Annotated in this window: 21 protein-coding genes; 10 read left to right on the plus strand and 11 right to left on the minus strand. The window is 47.4% G+C overall.

What is annotated here, in order from left to right; genetic code table 11:
• Positions 1-8 precede the first annotated feature (8 nt).
• A complete protein-coding gene (locus PKI34_07585) occupies positions 9-1,325 on the minus strand; it encodes an alkaline phosphatase (GenBank protein HNS17664.1) in 1,317 nt (438 codons plus the stop codon).
• A 10-nt stretch (positions 1,326-1,335) separates the two neighbouring features.
• Here PKI34_07585 and PKI34_07590 point away from each other — a divergent pair, with 10 nt between their 5' ends.
• Entirely contained in the window at positions 1,336-1,581 is a 246-nt protein-coding gene (locus PKI34_07590) for a hypothetical protein (GenBank protein ID HNS17665.1), read from the plus strand.
• Here the strand turns inward: PKI34_07590 and udk are convergent.
• The gene (gene udk / locus PKI34_07595; protein ID HNS17666.1) at positions 1,552-2,163 is read right to left on the minus strand and encodes a uridine kinase; all 612 of its coding nucleotides are present in this window, start codon (positions 2,161-2,163) and stop codon (positions 1,552-1,554) included. The two genes, PKI34_07590 and udk, sit on opposite strands and share 30 nt — an antisense overlap.
• A 1-nt stretch (position 2,164) precedes the next feature.
• On the minus strand, positions 2,165-2,566 hold the full coding sequence (mce, locus tag PKI34_07600) for a methylmalonyl-CoA epimerase (protein ID HNS17667.1): 402 nt from the start codon (positions 2,564-2,566) through the stop codon (positions 2,165-2,167).
• A gap of 108 nt (positions 2,567-2,674) precedes the next feature.
• Between mce and PKI34_07605 the strand changes: the two genes are divergently transcribed.
• The gene (locus tag PKI34_07605) at positions 2,675-5,323 is read left to right on the plus strand and encodes an AsmA-like C-terminal region-containing protein (protein HNS17668.1); all 2,649 of its coding nucleotides are present in this window, start codon (positions 2,675-2,677) and stop codon (positions 5,321-5,323) included.
• Here the strand turns inward: PKI34_07605 and PKI34_07610 are convergent.
• Positions 5,300-5,923 carry a TetR/AcrR family transcriptional regulator gene (locus tag PKI34_07610; protein ID HNS17669.1) on the minus strand — a complete coding sequence of 208 codons (624 nt, stop codon included), beginning with the start codon at positions 5,921-5,923 and terminating at the stop codon, positions 5,300-5,302. The two genes, PKI34_07605 and PKI34_07610, sit on opposite strands and share 24 nt — an antisense overlap.
• 115 nt (positions 5,924-6,038) lie before the next feature.
• A complete protein-coding gene (locus tag PKI34_07615) occupies positions 6,039-6,698 on the minus strand; it encodes a hypothetical protein (protein HNS17670.1) in 660 nt (219 codons plus the stop codon).
• 62 nt (positions 6,699-6,760) lie between these two features.
• On the opposite strand from PKI34_07615, the gene PKI34_07620 reads away from it, so the two are divergent.
• Entirely contained in the window at positions 6,761-8,026 is a 1,266-nt protein-coding gene (locus tag PKI34_07620) for a dicarboxylate/amino acid:cation symporter (protein HNS17671.1), read from the plus strand.
• 105 nt (positions 8,027-8,131) lie between these two features.
• Here the strand turns inward: PKI34_07620 and PKI34_07625 are convergent, their stop codons facing one another.
• From PKI34_07625 to PKI34_07650, 6 genes are all read right to left on the minus strand, one after another.
• A complete protein-coding gene (locus PKI34_07625) occupies positions 8,132-8,899 on the minus strand; it encodes a LytTR family DNA-binding domain-containing protein (protein HNS17672.1) in 768 nt (255 codons plus the stop codon).
• Complete coding sequence (locus tag PKI34_07630; protein ID HNS17673.1) at positions 8,896-9,936, minus strand: histidine kinase; 1,041 nt, start codon at positions 9,934-9,936, stop codon at positions 8,896-8,898. The genes PKI34_07625 and PKI34_07630 overlap by 4 nt, the downstream gene beginning before the upstream one ends.
• 24 nt (positions 9,937-9,960) lie before the next feature.
• Entirely contained in the window at positions 9,961-10,611 is a 651-nt protein-coding gene (locus PKI34_07635) for a hypothetical protein (GenBank protein HNS17674.1), read from the minus strand.
• Between the two features lie 73 nt (positions 10,612-10,684).
• Positions 10,685-12,826 carry a TonB-dependent receptor gene (locus PKI34_07640; protein ID HNS17675.1) on the minus strand — a complete coding sequence of 714 codons (2,142 nt, stop codon included), beginning with the start codon at positions 12,824-12,826 and terminating at the stop codon, positions 10,685-10,687.
• Positions 12,827-12,972: 146 nt separating this feature from the next.
• Positions 12,973-13,629 (minus strand): hypothetical protein, encoded by a 657-nt coding sequence (locus PKI34_07645; protein HNS17676.1) that lies wholly within the window; start codon positions 13,627-13,629, stop codon positions 12,973-12,975.
• Complete coding sequence (locus PKI34_07650; protein HNS17677.1) at positions 13,626-14,528, minus strand: hypothetical protein; 903 nt, start codon at positions 14,526-14,528, stop codon at positions 13,626-13,628. The genes PKI34_07645 and PKI34_07650 overlap by 4 nt, the downstream gene beginning before the upstream one ends.
• 192 nt (positions 14,529-14,720) lie before the next feature.
• Here PKI34_07650 and PKI34_07655 point away from each other — a divergent pair, with 192 nt between their 5' ends.
• The 7 genes from PKI34_07655 (at position 14,721) to PKI34_07685 (ending at position 20,887) form a co-directional block, all read left to right on the plus strand.
• Positions 14,721-15,800 carry a hypothetical protein gene (locus PKI34_07655; protein ID HNS17678.1) on the plus strand — a complete coding sequence of 360 codons (1,080 nt, stop codon included), beginning with the start codon at positions 14,721-14,723 and terminating at the stop codon, positions 15,798-15,800.
• Positions 15,801-16,037: 237 nt separating this feature from the next.
• Positions 16,038-16,442 carry a hypothetical protein gene (locus PKI34_07660; GenBank protein ID HNS17679.1) on the plus strand — a complete coding sequence of 135 codons (405 nt, stop codon included), beginning with the start codon at positions 16,038-16,040 and terminating at the stop codon, positions 16,440-16,442.
• Between the two features lie 29 nt (positions 16,443-16,471).
• The gene (locus PKI34_07665; GenBank protein HNS17680.1) at positions 16,472-16,978 is read left to right on the plus strand and encodes a hypothetical protein; all 507 of its coding nucleotides are present in this window, start codon (positions 16,472-16,474) and stop codon (positions 16,976-16,978) included.
• A gap of 24 nt (positions 16,979-17,002) precedes the next feature.
• Entirely contained in the window at positions 17,003-17,914 is a 912-nt protein-coding gene (locus tag PKI34_07670; protein HNS17681.1) for a hypothetical protein, read from the plus strand.
• 21 nt (positions 17,915-17,935) lie between these two features.
• Positions 17,936-18,700 (plus strand): SDR family oxidoreductase, encoded by a 765-nt coding sequence (locus PKI34_07675; GenBank protein ID HNS17682.1) that lies wholly within the window; start codon positions 17,936-17,938, stop codon positions 18,698-18,700.
• A gap of 7 nt (positions 18,701-18,707) precedes the next feature.
• Positions 18,708-19,586, plus strand: a complete 879-nt coding sequence (locus PKI34_07680; GenBank protein HNS17683.1) for a radical SAM protein — start codon at positions 18,708-18,710, stop codon at positions 19,584-19,586.
• Positions 19,587-19,651: 65 nt separating this feature from the next.
• Positions 19,652-20,887 (plus strand): radical SAM protein, encoded by a 1,236-nt coding sequence (locus tag PKI34_07685; GenBank protein ID HNS17684.1) that lies wholly within the window; start codon positions 19,652-19,654, stop codon positions 20,885-20,887.
• The last annotated feature ends 21 nt before the right edge of the window (positions 20,888-20,908 follow it).

The following is a 20,908-nucleotide window of genomic DNA, read 5'->3' on the forward strand; positions in this document are numbered from 1 at the left end:
CTTTGATTTTACCGGATCCAGTTCAGCTTCTGCATCACTTTTACGGGAATATCCGCATTATCCAGATACCCGGTGAACATCTCCTGGCCGTTTCCGACAGCGTGGACCGGCACGGGCAATGCCGTGTGATTGGAGGTGGTCCACCCGATTCCTGCCCTGCGGTTCAGCAACCGGGTACACATTGCAGCCAGCGGCTCATTTTCTCCATAGAGGTTCTGCACTCCCGCGGTATTTTCTCCTGAATGCCCCAGGCTTTGATTGTAGGCTTCGTTTAAATAGATCAGCTCCACCTCGTTCAGGGGAAGAACGGCGTTGCCCAACCCATAGTAAAACTGCACCGTATCCAGTATCGATTCAAACGTAAGCAACGTATCCAATCCTTTTTCTTTATACTCCAGAATCCTCTCACTGAAAGCCCCGACAGAGCACTTTTGATATTGAAGCAATCCATAGGCTCTTTTTTCATCCATCCCATCTGTACCTAATGACATACCTCCGGTTTCATGATCCGCGGTGACCACAATAAGGGTCTCCTCCGGGTGCTTTTTATAAAACTCCAGCGCCACTCCGATGGCCTCGTCAAAATCAATGACCTCTTTTACGACAGTGGCGGCATCGTTGGCATGACAGGCCCAGTCAATTTTGCCACCCTCCACCATCATGAAAAATCCCTGTTTCCCATAAAGCAGTTCAATAGCCTTCGACGTAAACATGGCCAATGAAATGCCGTCCCCCCTATCGTCAATGGCATAGGGGAGTGACTCGCCATCGGTCAACACAGGACTGATGGCAATCACTTTTTCCTGGCCGGGCCGTAAGGCTTCAAAATCCTTTACGGAATTTACAACCCGGTAGCCGTTCCGCGCAGCGGCATCCACAACACGCACATCACCCGGTTTCTCACCTTCATTTTTTAATAATCCGCCACCGCCAAGAAAATGAAACCCACTGTTCGCCAGGTCAAGCCCGATATTGTAGTACGCGCTGCGCCGGTATTCGTGTGCATAAAATACAGCCGGGGTAGCATGGTCAAGGGAAACAGATGTGATGATGCCCACTTTCATTTTATGTTCCAATGCCATGGTTGCAATCGACTTATAATCAATTTTGTGGGCGCTATCCATCGAAACGGTTCCGTTGGAGGTTTTATGTCCTGTGGCCAGTGCGGTTCCGCTGGCGGAGGAGCAGGTAATGTAATGGCTCTGGCTGTAGGTGGTCATAAGGGACTGGACCGGTAGTTTGCTGAGGTTGAGCTGTTCAAAACCGATCTTTCCTTTGACGGAAGAAAGATATACCTCGGCGGCAGAGGCTTGCGCCAATCCCATGCCATCACCGATGAAGAAAAAAATGTATTTGGGGGCAGAAGAAGGCTTTTTGGGGCGATCAGCCTTGGCCGTTAAGGAAACTCCCGTGCCTGATAACAAGAGAAAAAAAGATAATGCCAGTAAAGGAAAAGATCTGCGTTTCATGGAATGTGGTTTTGAGAAGTTAACATTAAAAATCATGGATTTGTTCAAAAAAGGAATGGTTCCGGCATCCGGTTTCCATTCTCTATTCTGCCAGTTTCATCTTAATCCGTGATACCAGGATGTCGATGGCAATATGATTGGTGCCTCCCTGGGGGACAATGATATCGGCATAGCGCTTGGAGGGCTCGATAAACAGGAGATGCATGGGTTTGACATACCGCTCGTAATGTTTTAGTACCTCGTTGTACGACCTCCCCCTTTCTTCAATATCCCTCCGGATGATCCGTATGAGCCGGTCATCCGGATCGGCATCCACGTATACCTTGACATCCAGCTTTTTACGCATCAGTGGATTGGTCAGCACCAGAATTCCTTCCACGATGACGACCTTAGTTGGATATACGGTGACCGTTTCGTTTGCCCGGGCGCAGGTTATGTAGGAATAGACCGGCATTTCAATGGCCTGCCCCTTCCGGAGCAAATCCAGGTGGTGAGCCAGCAGGCTGAACTCAATGGAAGAGGGATGGTCAAAATTGATCCGTTTCCGCTCTTCTGCAGAAAGATGCCCGTGATCCTTATAATAGGCATCCTGCGGAATGATGGTGACAGCGTCTTTGGGCAGCCGGCGAATGATCTCCCTGACCACCGTCGATTTCCCGCAGCCCGACCCTCCTGCTATTCCAATGGTTAACATACTACCTCCCGCAAAACTCCATCAGTACTCCGTGCGTCGACTTCGGATGCAAAAAGCCGATCGACAATCCTTCCGCACCTTTTCTTGAAACGTTGTCGATCAGCCGAACGCCAAAGGATTTTACTTCCTGCAAAGCGTCGTCGGTATTCTCAACTGCAAAAGCAATATGATGGATCCCTTCGCCCCTTTTCTCCAGGAAGCTTCCTATCGGCCCTTCCGGGTCTGTGGATTCCAAAAGCTCGATCTTGGTTTGCCCTAACTTGAAGAAAGCAGTCTTTACCTTCTGATCCTTTACCTCTTCCACTCCATAACAGGTCACTCCGAGAAGCTGTTCAAAAAAGGGGACTGCTTCTGCCAGACTGTTGACCGCAATGCCAAGATGTTCGATGTGGGTTACGTTCATAGGGGATATTCCTTGGTTTAAACCGAACAAAGGTAGAATTTTTCATTGTACTTTCCAGAATTATAACAAATGGCCACGACATACGTTTATGCCTGAGAAGTCACGTTCATGCACCCATTCATCCTTCGCATACTGAGGATCCTTAAAAACCTGTTCGTCATTCTCCTGATCATTGCGGGAACGAGCCTTCTGGCAGGGACCATCCTGTTCCTGGTCTATAAGGATTCGATCCAGCAGGCCATTATCCACGAGATCAACAGGAACCTGACTGCAGAGGTCCGGACAGGAAAGATAAAAATCTCCCTGCTGGCTCACTTCCCGATGATATCGGTCAGCCTGAAGGATGTCAGGATCACCGGTCCCCTCGGCAGATCCAACAACACCGATCTGCTGCAGGCGGATGATTGTTCCTTGCGGTTCAACTTCATGGACGCTCTTCATAAAAAATATACCCTTGAAGTTTTTAAACTGGCCGATGCCAGCGTCAACCTGATCATCTTCGAAGATGACAGTGATAACTTCCATCTCTGGAAATCCCCGACTGCCTCCGACACGGGCAGGTTCGCCGTTGAAATCCGGGAAGTAATCCTTCAAAAAGTGGATTTGACCTGGCAGAATCAGGGGACGGGTGATACGTACGCCATACGTTCAGTTGACAGCAAAGCAAAGGGAAATTTCAGCGATGACACGTATGATCTGACGGTCAGGGGTAATTTTGTGGCCCGCCTGATCCAGATAAGCCACAAAACATACGTTCAGGACAGGGAATTGGATGCCAGTGCCCGCCTTTTTGTCAACAACAATGATGCGTCCTTCCGGATCATGGAGGGGATGATCAAAACCGGCCTTCTGACGATCAACCTAAGTGGCAACGTGGACTTCAAAGGGGAACAGGCAGCTGATGTGACCATTCAAGTGGAAGAAGCTCCCCTGGAAGAGTACCTCAGCCTGATCCCGGACGAATACCTGGCTTGGAAGAAAAATATATCCGTGGAGGGAAATGCATCAGTGACAATAGCACTAAAGGGCCAAATGGGTGAGAACAGGATGCCTGATCTGCGGATGGATTTCCGCCTGGCCAGGGGCACCATAAGCTTTGAGAAACCGAACATCCGGCTTGACCAGATCCTTGCCGAAGGCAGTTATTCCCTTCGGTCGGGCAAAGGGAACAAGGACGAATTGCGCATCGACCGGCTGATGGCCTCCCTTGGTGACAGCCGGGTGGAGGGATTCGTGAGGCTTACGGATCTGAGCCATCCTGTTGCCAGCCTAACAGCCGGCCTGAACCTCGGGCTCCGTGACCTTGCTGACCTCCTGCCCATAAAAAAACCGGAGGATATCGAAGGAAGACTTGAGGTGAAGGTGGAAATGAAAGGACCGTTGAACAGCCTGGATCAAATCGATGCCCGCGATTTTTTCAACTGGAAAATCCAGGGTGACGCCAACCTGGATGCCGACCGGCTGGTCATTGAACAGAATCCGGTGAAATACCATGACATCAGGGGTGCATTTCATTTCGACAATCAGCTTCTAATGGTAAAGGAACTGTCGGGAAAAACTGAAAACAGTGATTTTCAGATCCGGGGAATCGTTGCGAACTATCTGAACAGGATCTTGTCAGGGGATGACATCCTCAAAATGGACCTGTCAGTGACTTGCAATCAATTGGATATAAATGAACTAAAAAGAAAAGATCCGGTAGTGTCCCATTCGGAATATCATTTTAAACTGCCATCGAACTTAATCATAAATGCTGATGTTGCCATTGACCAATTCCTGCTGGATGACTTTTCAGCATCCGGGATGCAGGCCAAACTGATCCTGCGTGACCAGCGGGTCACCCTGAATGACCTGACCTTTTCTTCCATGCAGGGGAACATTACGGCCGACGTGGACCTGAGCCCGGTGAACGATCAGACTTTTCTGTTCCGGTGCAATGCCAGGCTGAAACATGTCAATCTTCAACAATTGTTTCACGATTTCAGGAATTTCAACCAGACCAGCCTCACCGATCAGCATTTGCGCGGCTATGTTGATGCAGACCTGTTCTATGCTTCCAAACTGTCGGGGAACCTTGCCACGGATGTAAGCAGCATCTATACCCTGGGGCAGGTCACGGTCAACTCCGGTGAACTGATCGGATATACACCCCTGTATCAACTGGCAGGATTTCTTGAAATGGAAGACCTGAAGCATATACGGTTCTCGGAATTAAAGAACCTGATTGAGATCCGGGACGGGACCATTGTGATACCGCAGATGGAAATCAAATCAAATACGCTGGATCTGACACTGAATGGCACACATACGTTCCACAATGCTATCGACTACCATCTCAGCCTGCTTCTGTCTGAGCTGCTTTCACGAAAAGCCAGGCCTGACACGCAGAGGGAGTTTGGGGTGGTGGAAGATGACGGACTGGGCCGAACCCGGTTGTATATTGCCATTAAAGGCACCACGGATCACCCTGAAATCAGCTATGACCGCCCCGCCCTGAAGGGAAAACTGGCAAAGGACCTGCAAAAGGAACGGCAGGTTCTGAGAGCTGCCTTGCAGGAGGAATTTAATATCAGCACCAGGGATAGTGTGAAGACCGATAACGTCATCAACAGGGAACAGGTTCATTTCAGGATTGGATGGGAAGAGGAGGAGCAGGATTCGGTTCCCCGGAACATCAATTCCAGCAAGATAAAGGGATCGAAGTTCAACATCCAATGGGAAGATGATGATACCCTAATTTTTCGACCTGCCGGGTAGGTTCTTCTCATAGCATTTCACTCCCTTTTTTGTGGCTATACCGCGCAGATGATGATCAAACATTACTCGATAGATCTTCTTGTATGAATAAGCCCCTTCGGTGAGCGGATCCGGTTCGTGAAGGCTTTCCATCGCTTTGATGTAGAGACTGGCCACCAGGTCGGCATTCAGGTCGGCCCGGAACAGTCCCTGATCGATCCCAAGCCGGATGTTTTCCGCCACCTGCTGATGAATATACCGATTTCGTTGTTCTATGTGGCTCCTGTAACTATCCGGGAAGTATTTTCTCAGGTCATAGTCGAGGGAAGGATTGGCATTGAGATTCCTCATGTATTCCTCCAGTTGTTTGCTGAAGGCCGCCAGGGTATCCATTGCATTCTGACCGGGAACGGAGGAATTCACGAAGATTTCTTTTACCGCACTGTTCCGGTATTCCAGCATGGCCTTCACCAGGTCCTCTTTTGATGAAATTTGCTGATAGATCGTTTTTTTGGATATTCCCAGTTCGCGGCAGATATCATCCATGGTAACGCTGCGGATGCTGTACCGGCTGAAGAGGGCTGTCGCAGCATCCAGGATTTGCTTTAATTTTTCTTCCATCAGACAGATCCTATTTGAAACAATTGTTACCAAAGGTACAATAAACCAGGGAAACTATAATATTATTTTAGTTTCTTCAAGATAGCCGGTCATTCGAAAACCGTTTGCTGATGCCTCAGCGGAGCGATAAATACTCGCAGGTCTTGATCTTTTCTTCGAAGTAACGGAGCCCTTCGGCTTTGGCAATACTGCGGATAAAGCTTTCAAACATCACCTCAAACAGCATGGAAAAGGAAAAGCGTTCCGGCGGGAAAAAGTCGGGATTATGAATATCGATGAGCCTGCTGATATACAGGCGGGCAACCAGCTCAATGCTCAGGTCCTCACGGTACATCCCCTGGTTGATCCCTTTCTGGATATTGAGTTTGATCTGTTCAAAAATAAAATCAACCCTTTTCTGGAAATGATCCTGGTAGATCTCAGGAAAATATTTTTTCAGGTCAAATGTCACAGAGGGATTGATATTCTGGAAGTTCTGACTTATTTCCTTACTGACGACCAACAGGATATCGATGGAATTGACACCGTCGAAGTCATATTCATCGAAGATCACCTTAAAACTCTCGCGTTCAAACTCCAGGATCTTTCTGACAAGATCCTGGTCATTTTCAATATGTTCGCAGAGTGTTTTCTGGCTGATCCCTGCTTCAATGCAGAGATCGTTCAGGGTAAAGCCCTTCACTCCTTTTTTTTCGGTAAGGCTCCGGGCACGCTCCATAATCTGCCTGAACACAGGATCAATGGGGATGGTTTGCTTCTTGACGGCCAATTTCATAAGGTGCAAAATTATATTAAAAAACTATTTTTCGCAACTTTGTCATCTCAAGCCCTGAAAATATGAAAATACTCAGATTGAAGCTGCACTGGCAGATCCTGATCGGATTGCTGCTGGGTGTGGTTTATGGAATATTTCTTTCAGATCAGATCAATTATGTATCCTGGATGGGAGATATCTTCCTGCGGCTGCTTCAGATGGTCATTGTCCCTTTGATATTAAGTTCGATCATCTCAGGAGTGGCCAACATCGGTTCCGCTGAACGACTTGGCAGAATTGGACTAAAAACAATCGGGTATTACCTGCTCACCAGTGTTCTTGCCATCCTGACCGGACAACTTCTGGCCATTGCCATCAAACCCGGCAACGATGCCGAACTGGGATTCCGGAATGAAGTTGAAGGATTACAGGAAGCAACGCAATCATTTGGGGATACGCTGAAAAACATCATCCCGACCAATATTTTTGAAGCTTTCAGCCAGAACCAGATGCTTTCGGTCATTTTTTTCGCCATTCTTTTCGGATTTTTCATAACGCAGGTACAGGATAAGGCAAAGCGCCAGCTTACTGATTTTTTCAATTCCGTCTTTGAAGTGATGATGAGGCTTACGATGTTCATCATCAGGCTTACTCCTGTTGGAATTTTTGGTATTGTTGCAAAAGTAGTGTCCGAACAGGAGGATTTGCCCGGATTGATGGCCAGTATGGGATTATATATGCTCGTTGTATTTTTGGGGCTGACTATCCATGCCACAATTACACTGCCATTGATTTTACGTTTTTTCGCCAGGGTGAATCCCCGGAAACATTTCAAGGCAGTTCTCACCCCTTTGATCACGGCTTTTACGACCTCTTCCTCCAGCGCCACTTTGCCTTTAACAATGGAAGCAGTGGAACACAATGACGGTGTTTCGAATAAGATCACCAGCTTCACCTTACCACTGGGGGCGACTGTCAATATGGATGGAACTGCACTCTATGAATGTGTGGCTGCTATTTTCATTGCCCAGGCCTATGGGGTAGAACTTGGATTCACACAACAGTTGATCGTTGTGGCAACGGCTTTGCTCGCCTCCATCGGTGCAGCCGGGATCCCAATGGCCGGCCTGGTGATGATCACTGTTGTTCTCACAGCGGTGGGACTGCCGCTGGAAGGTGTGGGTCTTATCCTTGCGGTGGACCGGATCCTGGATATGCTTCGGACGACAGTCAATGTTTGGAGCGATACCTGCGGTGCGGTGGTCATCGCACGGTCGGAAGGGGAGGCGCTGGAAGGAATAGCCATTGCTGATTACCCAGATAGAGGTGGAAGGAGAAAGAGAGATTGATATTTGAAAGGGAATCAGATATTAGAAATATTTCTGATATCCTTTGGAATATCTCCCTCACCTTCCACCTCTCCTTCTCTCTCGGTAATCAGCAATGGCTATTCTTCACCGGTCCAGCCAATGCCTGAACTCCGATACCCTTTCCCGGCTAACAATGACATCCTGGTCGGTCGAATGTTTCAGTTTAATTTTCAGCCGGCTGTTGGAATAGCTGATAATATCCAGAATGGCCGGCAGGCTGATGGCATATTTGCGGTTGATGCGAAAGAAACGCGAAGGGTCGAGGATCTCCTCCAGGTACTCCAGCGAATAATCCACGGGATAATGCCTGTTTTCAGCCGTGACAAAGAATGTGGCCTTGTCAAGGCTGTAAAAATACAGGATCTCCTCCACCACCACAGGCCGGATGTGATCACCCACCTTTACCACGAAACGTGACTTGTATGTTTTTTGAAACTGATGCAGGATACGGTCAAGGGCATCCAGGCGGCGGGTGGTATGATCTGCCGGCTCTTTCAGCCAGCCGGTCCTGAACTTATCGATGGCCCTTTTAAGATCACCCAGGTCAATCGGTTTCAGTAAATAATCAATGCTGTTGACCTTGAAAGCGCGCAGGGCGTACTCGTTATAGGCCGTTGTGAAGATCACAGGGCAGGTAACCAGGGCTTTGTCGAAGATCTCAAAGCTCAGCCCGTCGGCCAGCTGAATGTCGAAAAAGGCCAGGTCGGCCTGTCCGCCCTCCTCAAACCAGCGGACCGTCTTTTTGACCGAATCCGACTCAAAAAGCACGCGGATCTGAGGATCATAGCGCTGGATCAGTCCCCGCAGATACTCGGCAGCAAGCTTCTCGTCTTCAATGATAATGGCATTCATAGGATATCTATCAATGGAATCCTGACCACAAACTCCTTCCCGTCATTCACAATGAAAAAATCCCTCTCGGTCAGGTATTCATACCGTGACTTGATATTTTTCAGGCCGATGTTCCCCGATTCCGGGACGGTCGTCCTGACCTGCAGGTTGTTCCGGATCACCAGATGATCTCCCTCCACTCCGATCCTGACCGTCAGCGGCTCATCCCCTGAAACGACGTTGTGCTTGATGGCATTTTCGACCAGCATCTGCACCGATATCGGGATCACCTGCCTTGAATAATGATCCGAAAGATCAGGCGCCAGCTCGATGCGCAGGTTATCGGCATATCGGATCTTCTGCAGATAAACATAGGATTCCACAAACCTCATCTCCGTTCCCAGCTCCACAACCTCCCTGTCTTTTTGCTCGAGAACATACCGGTATACTTCCGACAACTGTCTGATGAACTGTACCGACCCTTCCGGGTCCTTCGTGACCAGAGAGCTCAGTACGTTCAGACTGTTGAAAAGAAAATGCGGATTGACCTGGTTCTTCAGCGATTCGTACTGAAAAGCAAGGCTCTCGCGCTTGAATTGTTCCTCCCTTTTTACGGATTCCCGCCAGGATTTAAAAAAGTCTCCTACATAAAGAATCAAAGTTATGATGAACGTGACCAGCAACTGAATGACCACCAGCCAGTAGCCTCCCCGTTGCAGAAAAAATTGCCAGAAATTAAGTTTATAGACAATGCTGAACCAGATGAAATTGACCAGGAAAATAAGAATGATGGATACCAGTATTGTCAATATAATATTGATTATCAATGCCTTGCCTGGATTTTTCTCCCACGGGTACTTTTTCTCAGTCCAATAGGTAAGAACCTCGTTCCCTTTCCAGATAGCGGTACCCAGAACAGCACAGTAGCCCAAATTGACCAGCACATTGTGCCAGGTCAGTGCATTCAGGATAAACAGCAGTGATACCAATGTGCCGACGAGGGTGACAACGACGATATCCCTGAGATGCCTGAGCAGGTTTTTCTTTACGCCTTTCATGGGTCAATCCGGACTGTAAATGTATCAATTTTTTCGCTCACATTCAGCGAGCATCTGCCCGTTGTGTTCTGTTCCCCAGGTTGGCATCAGGCCATCATTGACCGTTGAGTTCAGTTCAAAATTCTCCTGTGCTTTTTTGAACAGGGGAAGGGCCGCCTGCGGGCCTCCGCCGTACATCGGAGGGGTGCTGTAAACGTTCATTCCCATCAGGTAGAATGCCCTGGGATTCTTCGGATCCATAGTAGCAGCCTTCTCCAGTTCGCCCTGGGCCATCTGGGAATAGGTCATCCCCCTGCCCATAAAATCCACACTGATCCGGGCCTGGTGCAGCATCCCCTGCAGGACAAACAACTCCGCCTCTGTTCCGTCAATGGCGAGGGCTTTGTCGAGGTGCTTCTGGGCAATATCCAGGTAGGGGTCGATCTGGTCGGGCTTTTGCTCCATAAAAGCCATCATGATATAGCAGTAAGTTGTGTAATACGAGGGCAGCCACTCCTTCTTTTCCGCCAGGGCGATCCGCTCAAACGTATTGGCCGATGACTGGTAATCTTCGATGGTTTGTGACTGGTACATCCGGTCAATGTTCGCTTTCATACTGGTTGCATACTGATCTTTCTGAGAAAACCCAGCCAGGCTGAAGACGATAAGTGAAATGGTGATGATCAGTGTTTTCATTGTTAAATTGTTAAATTGTTAAATTGTTCATTATTATATCGTTACATCGTTACGTCGAGCAATCGGGCAATTGCTATATCGATACGAACACTCCCAGGAACCAGAACCGTTTTGCCCATTGCTTTATGGGAAACGAGGGATACGAGCCATCCGGATTGGGGGTGGTCTGGTAGTGATAACCAAACACATTATTGAAACCCAGCACATTGCTGACTGAGAGATGAACAATGGTGAATTTCTTGAAGATCTCGGTCAGATAACTGGCATTGAGGCTCAGGTCGTGATAGGGTTTGGTTTGATCGTTCAGAAATGCATCGGAATTGGGATTGTAATAGGTCCGCCCGCTTGAAAAAGAGTAGGTTCCTCCGAACTGAGTGGACAATTTCCCCACCCAGTATTTCACCACCACCGAGGCATTGTGTCTGGAGGCGAATGTAGGCACCGCTGACACAGGGTAGTCTTTATAATCCCTTTCCGTATCGAGGAAAGAATAAGAGATCCAGTAATCGATATTGGAAAAGGTCCGCTGGTCACGCCAGAAAATGTCGATCCCCTGGGCATATCCACTGCCGTTATTGTTGTAATTACTCGGATCCGGTGAATTCAAAACATTGTATTTGATAAGATTATCATACTTTTTGCGGTATACTTCCACCCGGAAGATCCGACGGTTTTTCATGATCTGATAGTTAAGGATGTAGTGGGCCGCTCGTTCAAAATCCAGGTCATGATCAAACAGCAGGTAATCACGGTCAGGGCTCTGATAAAAGATCCCGTAAGCCAGCGAGACCTGGCTGCTTTTACCCGTTCTATAGGCCACCGACACCCTGGGTGCCATATTGAACATTCTGAGAAGTCCTGAATACTCGACCCTGCCGCCTGCCCGCAAAGCAAAGCGGTGGGAGCAGTTCACCTCGGCTTCGGCAAAACCACTGAATAAATTATCCGTAAATTCAGTTTGATACAAAGTGGATTCCTCCGCCGAAAAATACTTCTGACGGAATTCCTTCCGCTGCCATTCAGCACCACCCTCGACGATGATCTTTTCGCTGTAGATGTATTTGATGACCTGCCGCACCTGGATGGACTGCTCTTTCTCGTTCAGATTGTCCTGATCGATATCTGTGTCATCTGTATTTTGCATAAAGGATGCACCGGTCTGGGAAATGATTTTACTCCCGATCCCATCCTGATAGTTCACCTGCGTATACAGGTTGTTATTTTTCAGTCCGAGTGCCATCACCTGGTCAATGTCACTCAGGCTTGGATAATTCATCCTTTCGTTCGAATGGTTAAAGGTGGCAAATCCTTTCAGCATGCCATCGGCATTGGTCTGATGCCGGAACGTCATCATGCTTCCCATCCCTTCCGGTGCTTTTTCCCAGTCAAATTCCTGCGGGATCAGTTTGAAATAAGGCGCAAGGTTCATATACTCCAGGGAAGCCGAAACCGAAGAGCGATCCCATTTCTGTGTATGTTCGACGCCCGGTCCGATGGTCATCAGCGACAATCCGGTGACGGTTTGTTCGGGAAGGTCGTTCGACTTGAGGATCAGGGCCGAAGAAAGTGCCTGGCCATATTTAGCTGAAAAACCGCCGGTGCTGAACATAGTGCCGTTGAACATATAGGGCGAGAAGCGTCCGCGTGAGGGCACATCCGGCATGGAGGAAGAATAGGCATTGACCACCTGCATGCCGTCGATGAACGTTTGCGTCTCATAGCTGTCTCCTCCCCTGACAAACAGTTTCCCTTCCTCGCCTACCGTCTGCGTGCCGGGCAGGGTATTCATGACAGCCGAAATGTCAGCCAGCCCACCTGCGGTCGTGACAATATCCAGCGGCCGCAGGATGACCGCTTTTTTCTCGTCGCTCGCTTCAAAAATACCAGCTGTGATTTCCACCCCTCCCAGTTCCCGGTTGTCGGGCTGAAGAATAATTGAAAGCGTGACCGTTTCACCGGTAAAATCCAGAAATTGTTCGAACTGAACATACCCAATGAAGCTAACGACCAGCTTCTGCTGCCCCGACAATCCCGTTGTAAAGCTAAAATTCCCTTCCACATCCGTAGAGGTTCCGTCGTACGAGTTCTCCAGATAGACGTTGGCACCGACAATGGTTTCGCCTGATTTATCTGTAATACGTCCCATGATTGTGGTCTGGGAACTCACCGAGGTCAGCATACCGGCAAACAGGATCAGAAAGAGGGTCGTTTTCATTTATCACCGTATTTGCATGCAAAATTTCACTCCCGGCAAGGAATATGAAAATTAAATTCGCCGAGTTGTGGGAAAAAGAGGATGAAGTGTAGGATTTGTCGGTGAACTCTTCTTCCTTTTTTCCCCCTCGCCTTTAGGAGAGGGGGCTAGGGGGTGAGGTATTGCCTGATTTCTCCCAGGAAGACCTCCCAGACTTGCAGCGTGTCGCTGCCTATGGCTTTGATGGCTTTGACTGCGACCATTTCGGCTACCATGCTTTCGTTACCACGGAGGGTAGTATCGGAAGATGCTCGGAATTCTAACTGTCGCCGAAAGGCGATGAGGCCCCTGTAGGAAATCTCATCGGCCCTGTTCAGGGAACTGACGGTCTGAACGGAATCGATGAAAAGAATCGGGAAAGGATATGCAGGATTGGCCAGGAGATCCATGAAATCATTCAGGGGCAGATTCCCGCCACCTGCCTCACTGGTAAGTAACGTATTGATCTGCACAGTGTCGGAGACAAACAGTTCCCTGATCATCAGGAGGGCCTGGGTTCTGAACGTACTGTCCAGAGATGCATCCGTGTACAGGTTGAGATAATCGCAGAAGTCGGCCAGCTTTTGCTGTGCCTTGGTTTCCAAGGCGCTTAACACTTCCCGGGACAGATCTTCCGAGGCAAACTGATGCTTGAAGGACGCCTTTGTGGCTGCGAGAACTTCCTCATCCGTCAGGACACCCTCCAGCTCCGGCCCCTCGCAGGATCTTGAGCTGAGCAGCAGGTACGACAGTGCAGCAGCGAAGATGATGATGTACTTTTTCATTTGACGGTTTCCTTTTGCCTGAAACGGATCATCGAGATCTTTTCACCCTGGTAACGGGTGTCCAGGATTTCGATGTTCTTCAATCCGCTCGAAGGCAATGTCAGCTTGTTGATGAATTCCCATTTGCTGTATAATTCCACCCCGATGGCTTCCTTGCCAAAGACCTGGAAAATGAGGGCGCTGTCGGCAATGATAAGGTTCAGCTGGTCCCGTCTTTTTTGCCAGTCCTTCACATTCATGCTTGAAAAATAGTGGATCATCAGGGCATAGTTATCGGGGCGAAGCCGAACCGCTTCCTCACGGTTGAACTTGTCCAGGATACGGGTTATCGTATCCCTTTGATAGTAAGGCGATGCCACCACAAACCTTATCTGAAGCTTATCCGTCTTCAATTTGAAGCTGCCATCGGGCTGGCACAAATGACTGACCGGTGATTCACCTTCCTGCAGCAGGCTGACCTCGATGAGCGAATTGGTGACAGGTTCAGCCGTATCGCCATCATAAAAACGAAAATGATACTCTCTTGTGCTGGTGAATTTAAAAACAAGGAACAGCATTCCCGTGGCCAGGATCACCAGTGCCGGGATATAGAAAAAATACCGGTTTGGATTCCGGGAAGGCAGAATGGTTGTGCTCTGTGAGCCGTGTTTGAATCTGAAATCATCCCAGTTGGCGTACCCCGCATACCTGCTTAATAAATTAAGCATATCGATCCGCGGCAGCGATGGATTTTCCTTTTTAATATGATTGTAGAACCATTTTTCACTGATATGGGCACTGACATTCTGTAACAACTCTTCCTGGAAATCAACGATCTCCTGTCCTTTCCATTCTGTAATGGATGGATTGATTCCCGGATAGGACTGACGCATGCGCTCTGCCACCTTTTGTTTTAACATGCTGAACGTCTGTAGATCGTTGTTTCTCACAAAAGTGCTCAATTAGAGGATCTGATGAATGTAAATCTCTTGCAAAGTTTTTACAAAAAGTTTACAAGGGTCATGCAAACATAAAAACCGCTATCTCACGAGATTTGACACCTAAATTACGATTCATTTTCACTGGATGCAACATTTTAATACCTTATTACCATGAAAAAACTGGTTTGTTTATTGATCCCGATGTCCCTGATCTTTGTTTCCTGCATTTTTGCGGGGATTGATCCGGATAAGAAAGTACAGCTAGCCTATCATCTGCGCCTTGACGGCAAAGCGGATATGGCGAAAGCACTCCTTGATTCCATTCTGAGTGATGACTCCACTCAGGCGATGGCGCATTACGAAATGGCCAGGTTAAAGTATTACATGTTCACGGGAGGGGGAAAGATGAACGTGGATGAAATACGCGCCAGCATCGGACACGCCGTGACCCTGGATCCTGGTAATGTCACCTATGTCTACTACAGGGCCATCGTTAGCTTCCTGAATGCATTCATGGCCATGCAGCAGGGGCAGCAGGCAGAGATCAAGGATCGCATTGATGAAACATGTACACAGTTTGAAAAGGTCCTCACGCTGAAACCTGATTACCACGAGGCCATGCTCTATCTGGTGGAAATTTACGGGCTTCTGCCAAGGGATATGGGAGGCGACAGCGTAAAAGCCATCCGGTATGCTGAGAAACTTGCAGGATTGGATGGTTATTTCGGGGCAAAGGCAAAAGCGGCCCTGGCTCCGGAAGACAGCGATCCGGTAAAATACTGGGAGGACCTGCTGGTACTGAACGGAAGAAAACCTGACTTCCTGATGGAAGCTGGAAAAGCCTGTCTTTATAAGGAAAATCCTGAAAAAGCCGAACAGTATTTCAATGAAGCGATGAAGTTGGATCCGGGCAAGAACATCCTCCTGCTTGACCTGGCAAGGTACCACATGTTCAAGGTCATGCAGGACCAGAAGCTCGCGGGGAGTGAGTTGCCCATTGCTAAAGCATACTTTGAAAAATATTTAATTACAAAGCCGGAACCTATCGCCCCTTTAAAGGCCTATGCGATTGGCTGGCTCGGAAAGATCGAAATGTTCCAGGAAAACCAGGCACAGGCTGAGAAACGGATGAACGAGGCCAAGGCAACGGATCCTTACTTTTCCAGGGCTACGGGGATTCCGACGCTCCTGTTGTTTGATCCTCCCGATCAGATCAGTCACCATTATTTTTCGTTCTTTATGCCATTTTAATGAGGTACGGGGTGTATCATATGAATTTAACCACAAAGGAGCACGAAGGATTTCACAAAGGCACATAAAAATATATGCATGATAATAAACTACTTAGTGTTCCTTTGTGATGTCCTTTGTGTGACTTTGTGGTTAAACAAAAAAACTTTGATGCAACCTTCAAAACAAATTGACAAAAGCCCTATAAATCACTATCTTTAAACCAAATACTTTAACCTAACCAAAATCTGAAGCGCCATGATCGAACATGTTCACAAACACATCACTTCCGAGCTGCAGCAGAATGCAAAAACGGATATTATTTTCATCCTGGCTTCGATAGCCCTTAACCTGATCACCCTGGCCATTAATGCCAGCTCCGCTGAAAAATCACGAACAGATGATACGACCCTTGTGGTAATGTTCATTTTTGTCGGATTGGTCATCCTGATCAACATCGTGGCCATTTTCGGCCTACTGAAAGGCAAACAGACACGTACGAAACTCCTGCACGGATTACTTGCCATGTACAGGGACCAGCAGGTGGACAAGTACTATGATGCTTCGCTGCTCAGCAATTACAGCGTGCGATATAACCTTTTTTTGATGGTGGTGGTATGCACGGGGATCATTGCGATTATTGTACCTTTTGTGATGAGATGAGAAGAACTTATCACTTAAGAATATATAGAATGATGGAAAACCAACAGAAAATCATTACGCTCACCGGAATGTGGCTGTGTGCGATTGTCGGATGTACTTATGGCCTGGTATTTACATTAGGGGGGTATCTATTAGGCTGGGGTCCAGGTGGTAGCATGGAAGGGCCCTTGTGGAAAATAGTATTAACGGGCGTCCTTTCCACAGTGATTGCTGCTTACATTGGAGAACTAGTGTTTAGGAAACTGGCCAAACGAATTTTTGAAAAAAACGCAGGTGTTCTTTCAACTGCGGTGAGAGCCGTTTTGGTTTCTTTAATCGGAAGCATGATTGCCTTTATTTTAGGGTGGGAAGTCGGATTTATCATGGGAAAAATAACCGGTGCCATCACAGGGCTGGAATGGCATACCGTACTTCTTTATGTCCCACTCATGGCACTCATCTGGGGTATTCCTGTATGTGGGATAGCCAGTCTTCTATATGGAATATTCGTGTTCATTTATCTTAGAGCAAGAGCCAGAAAGACGCATACGGATTAAGGTCAGGAACCCAAAACCATAAACATGAAGAATGCCACACTCCCCCTTTTAATGATCATTATATCAACTTCATGCTGGGGGCAAAGGAAAGAATATTCTTACACGAATGTTACATTCCATCAAATTGAATTTTCTGAAATTACATTCCTCATTAAAGAGCAAGAACAGGATACCCTTCAGATAAAAGGTATCCTGAAAGAAAATAGGATCATTGATGATATCCCCTGTTATGGAGAGGTAACCTTTACCACTGGGTGGAACCTAAGTAAATGCATCCTGGCCGTGGATCATATCTTTGCAGGGAATACATTCCCAAAAGATACCCATCTGGAGATTGGCCTCGACCTTGATCTTCAGAAAGATATCAGATCCCTGAAATATTATTGTGCGATCAGGGGGGCAAGGATACAGTTTATTAACCGATGTGTTTCCTCATCTGATCTGTTGATCAATGGAATTTCGTGTAACGGCAGTGAAGGGATTTTCTTTAAGACAGACTGGAGTTTACTGGGGTGCATTTTAGCCGAAGAGGATACCATTGCAAGGAATATCCTGCCCGGGAAAACCTTTGTCAGGTTTGACCATAATGGGACCATTTGTTGCTTTTCCCTAACGAATCCAATCATTCAGGGATTGACATGTTCAGGCAGTGATTACACCCACTGGCTCTGGTCAGGAGGAGGAGGTGTTTTTCTCTATCCCAGCGGACAATTGAAATATTTCCAACCGCTGGATGACACAGAGATCCAGGGTACAGTATGCAAACGATCCCAGGTAAGGGGAGGCGTCCATTTTTATGAGGATGGCTCCTTGAAAAAATGCACTTCCGCTATCGATCAAACCATCGATGGTATCTTTTGCGAGAAAAACGCGACACTTAAATTCGATGAAAACGGAACGTTGACCTATGCCGTAAAAGAAAAAATATTCGACTAGCTTATCAACTCAAAACCAGGAATGAATTATGCCCTGATAACCGGAGCCTCCAGTGGAATAGGTTACGAACTGGCCAAACGATTCGCTAAAAACGGGTATGATGTCATTCTTGTTGCAAGGCAGGAAAACAAGCTGGTTCAGTTTGCACGAGAACTGGAAAAGGAGTACACAATTCATGCCCGGGTGATGGCTATTGACGTAAGTCGTCCGGATGCAGCCAATGAAATTTCTAAATGGATACAGGATAAGTCTCTTACCGTCGATTACCTGGTCAACAACGCGGGATTTTATGTAAAAGGAGCTTTTTCTGAGACAAGATGGGAAGACGAGCAGAAAATGATCCTGATGCAATGTTTAAATCACACCCGGCTGACAAAATTGTTACTTCCCGGCATGCTGGTAAGAGGAAGGGGAGGGATCCTGAATATAGGATCGACCGGATCTTTTGTTCCCGGCCCGTACAATGCGGTTTATTGTGCAGTGAAGAGCTTTGTTCTGAGCTTTTCAGAGGCTCTCGCCGAAGAAGTAGCCTGTTCGGGTGTTACGGTCACTGCCCTGTGCCCGGGCGGAATCCGAACCACCTTTCAGGATCTCAACAACAGAAGAGGAGCTTTCTTTTTCCCGGTAATGGATCCTGTAAAAGTCGCTGAAACAGGATTTAACGCATTGATGAATGGGAAACGCCTGGTCGTTCCCGGGATGGCAAACAAAATACAGGTTTTTATGGTGCGGTTCATACCGCGGAAAATTGCGGCAAGGTTTTCAGCATATCTGTCAGCAAAATGATCCTTGAATGAAACAGTATTTCTTTGGAATAAAATATCTGGTCAATTATTGGCTCATCGGAAAGACCGGCCCGTTGATATGCGGACTGGTCCTGCATAACAGGTGTAACCTTCGATGCCGCCACTGCACCGTGGTTGACCGTCAAACCAACCCCATGCGATTTGATGAAACCGTGAACGTGATGGATGCCTTTTATGCTGAAGGAGGCCGCTGCCTGTACCTGGAAGGCGGGGAGCCTTTTATGTGGCGGGATCACACTTTCACTTTGGAAGATATTGTCAGTTATGCTAAGGAAAAAGGATACTATGCAGTTATTATTTATACGAACGGCACATTTCCCATCGAATCAGGTGCCGATACCATCTTTGTCAGCGTCGACGGATTGCCGGAAACCCATGATGCATTGAGGGGGATAACCTTTGATAAGATCATGGACCATATTCAGCGATCCCGTCATCCATCGATCTATATCAATTATACGATCAACTCCTTGAATAAGGAGGATGTCCCCGGATTTTGCGACTATGTCAGCCGGATACCGCAAATCAAAGGAACGTTTTTTTACTTTCATACACCATACTACGGTTATGATGAACTTTTTCTGGATAGCGTTGCAAAGAAAACCATCCTGAAGAAACTGCTGGAACTGAAAGGCCGGTATAAAATCTTGAATTCTTCTGCCGGACTTCAATCAGCCATACGAAACGACTGGAAGAAAAATCTGAATATCTGCCGTGTGTTCGAGGATGGTCACTATTATTCCTGTTGCAGGGAAAATAATCAGGGGGCGGTTTGTGAAGACTGCGGTTATCTGAGTTATGCGGAAATTGACCAGACCCTGAAAATGAAGCCCGGGGCCATCATCAATGCATTGAAATACTTTTAATCCCTATGATTTCCGAGCTTATAAGAAATAAAATAAGCAGACACTTTACCGGGAAAAAGGAAATTGTGTTTAAAAACAACATCCCATCCTATGAACAAATAGCAGAACAATTCAGGGACATTCCTGAACTGGGGATCTATCTTCATATTCCCTTCTGCAACCAGATCTGTCCCTACTGTCCCTATAATAAAGAGCTTTTTTCAGAAGAGGCATGCCGGCGATATAAGAAGGCAGTCATCAGGGAAATCGACTCCTACGCACCCATTTCGTCCGGTAAGCCCGTAACCAGTTTCTACATCGGTGGTGGCACCCCGACCACCATGTTAGGTAAAGGATTGGAGGAGATCATTGGCCATATTTACAAACATTTCAATATGAAATGCACCGTTCACATGGAGAGCCATCCCAACCACCTGACACCTGAGAATCTGGATGCCATTGAAGCCTTGGGTGTAAAGTATCTGAGCATGGGCGTCGAAGCGTTGCAGGACCATCACCTGAGATCTATTGAACGGCCCTATACGGTTGCCAGAGTGAAAAAAAGCGTTGAGAGGGCTGTCGGAAGAAGCTTTGAGTGTGTCAACATGGATTACATGTTCGATCTTCCCGGACAGACGCCGGAAGAAGTCGAACAGGCGGCCCATGATATGGTAACCCTGGGTGTACAACAGGTAGCGACCTATCCCCTGTTCAGGTTCCCTTACACCCGCTGGGGAAATGGAGGGAATCACCATAGAAATGCTATTGCCACCATGTTTCGGCGCAGAAGATTGTTAAGGATACTGGAAGAAGTACTTTATGATTCAGGTTTTGAGCGGTCGTCGGTATGGGCATTCACTAAACAAGGGATTGCAAAATACTGTTCGGTCACCGTCCCTTTATACCTGGGCCTGGGAGCCAGCGGAAGTTCATACCTGAAGGATATTTTTTATGTGAACACGTTCAGTGTGAAAGATTATGTGAACGCCATCAACAGCGGACAATCGCCCATTGCATTATCCATTGACCTTTCCGAAGAAATGCAGATGTCGGGCTGGCTTTACTGGCGGATATACGAAACACAATTCAAAAAAAGCGCATTTGAGAAACGATTTAATACCCCATTTGACACGAGATACGGAAGGTTTATGAACATATTGTCAGGCATCGGGTATTTATCCAACGGCTGTGATCAGATCCGTTTGACTGATAAAGGCACTTACTGGATCCATGCCTTTGAGGATTTCTTCTCCATTGATTACATCAACAAACTCTGGGGCACGGCAAAATTCAATCCCTGGCCAGAAAAGGTGATTTTATAACAGTAATTTCCCTACCTTTGC

It is taken from the genome of Bacteroidales bacterium (assembly GCA_035342335.1).
Classification (GTDB): domain Bacteria; phylum Bacteroidota; class Bacteroidia; order Bacteroidales; family JAGONC01; genus JAGONC01.

Excerpts from the sequence above, each read along its gene's own strand:
- PKI34_07590 (HNS17665.1), top strand. The coding sequence starts at position 1,336 with ATGAAGAAAAAAATGTATTTGGGGGCAGAAGAAGGCTTTTTGGGGCGA.
- PKI34_07670 (HNS17681.1), top strand. The coding sequence starts at position 17,003 with ATGAAGAATGCCACACTCCCCCTTTTAATGATCATTATATCAACTTCA.
- mce (HNS17667.1), bottom strand. The coding sequence starts at position 2,566 with ATGAACGTAACCCACATCGAACATCTTGGCATTGCGGTCAACAGTCTG.
- PKI34_07635 (HNS17674.1), bottom strand. The coding sequence starts at position 10,611 with ATGAAAACACTGATCATCACCATTTCACTTATCGTCTTCAGCCTGGCT.
- PKI34_07585 (HNS17664.1), bottom strand. The coding sequence starts at position 1,325 with ATGGGATTGGCGCAAGCCTCTGCCGCCGAGGTATATCTTTCTTCCGTC.
- PKI34_07625 (HNS17672.1), bottom strand. The coding sequence starts at position 8,899 with ATGAATGCCATTATCATTGAAGACGAGAAGCTTGCTGCCGAGTATCTG.
- PKI34_07665 (HNS17680.1), top strand. The coding sequence starts at position 16,472 with ATGATGGAAAACCAACAGAAAATCATTACGCTCACCGGAATGTGGCTG.
- PKI34_07620 (HNS17671.1), top strand. The coding sequence starts at position 6,761 with ATGAAAATACTCAGATTGAAGCTGCACTGGCAGATCCTGATCGGATTG.
- PKI34_07655 (HNS17678.1), top strand. The coding sequence starts at position 14,721 with ATGAAAAAACTGGTTTGTTTATTGATCCCGATGTCCCTGATCTTTGTT.
- PKI34_07660 (HNS17679.1), top strand. The coding sequence starts at position 16,038 with ATGATCGAACATGTTCACAAACACATCACTTCCGAGCTGCAGCAGAAT.
- PKI34_07680 (HNS17683.1), top strand. The coding sequence starts at position 18,708 with ATGAAACAGTATTTCTTTGGAATAAAATATCTGGTCAATTATTGGCTC.
- PKI34_07605 (HNS17668.1), top strand. The coding sequence starts at position 2,675 with ATGCACCCATTCATCCTTCGCATACTGAGGATCCTTAAAAACCTGTTC.
- PKI34_07645 (HNS17676.1), bottom strand. The coding sequence starts at position 13,629 with ATGAAAAAGTACATCATCATCTTCGCTGCTGCACTGTCGTACCTGCTG.
- PKI34_07675 (HNS17682.1), top strand. The coding sequence starts at position 17,936 with ATGAATTATGCCCTGATAACCGGAGCCTCCAGTGGAATAGGTTACGAA.
- PKI34_07610 (HNS17669.1), bottom strand. The coding sequence starts at position 5,923 with ATGGAAGAAAAATTAAAGCAAATCCTGGATGCTGCGACAGCCCTCTTC.
- PKI34_07615 (HNS17670.1), bottom strand. The coding sequence starts at position 6,698 with ATGAAATTGGCCGTCAAGAAGCAAACCATCCCCATTGATCCTGTGTTC.
- udk (HNS17666.1), bottom strand. The coding sequence starts at position 2,163 with ATGTTAACCATTGGAATAGCAGGAGGGTCGGGCTGCGGGAAATCGACG.
- PKI34_07630 (HNS17673.1), bottom strand. The coding sequence starts at position 9,936 with ATGAAAGGCGTAAAGAAAAACCTGCTCAGGCATCTCAGGGATATCGTC.
- PKI34_07640 (HNS17675.1), bottom strand. The coding sequence starts at position 12,826 with ATGAAAACGACCCTCTTTCTGATCCTGTTTGCCGGTATGCTGACCTCG.
- PKI34_07650 (HNS17677.1), bottom strand. The coding sequence starts at position 14,528 with ATGTTAAAACAAAAGGTGGCAGAGCGCATGCGTCAGTCCTATCCGGGA.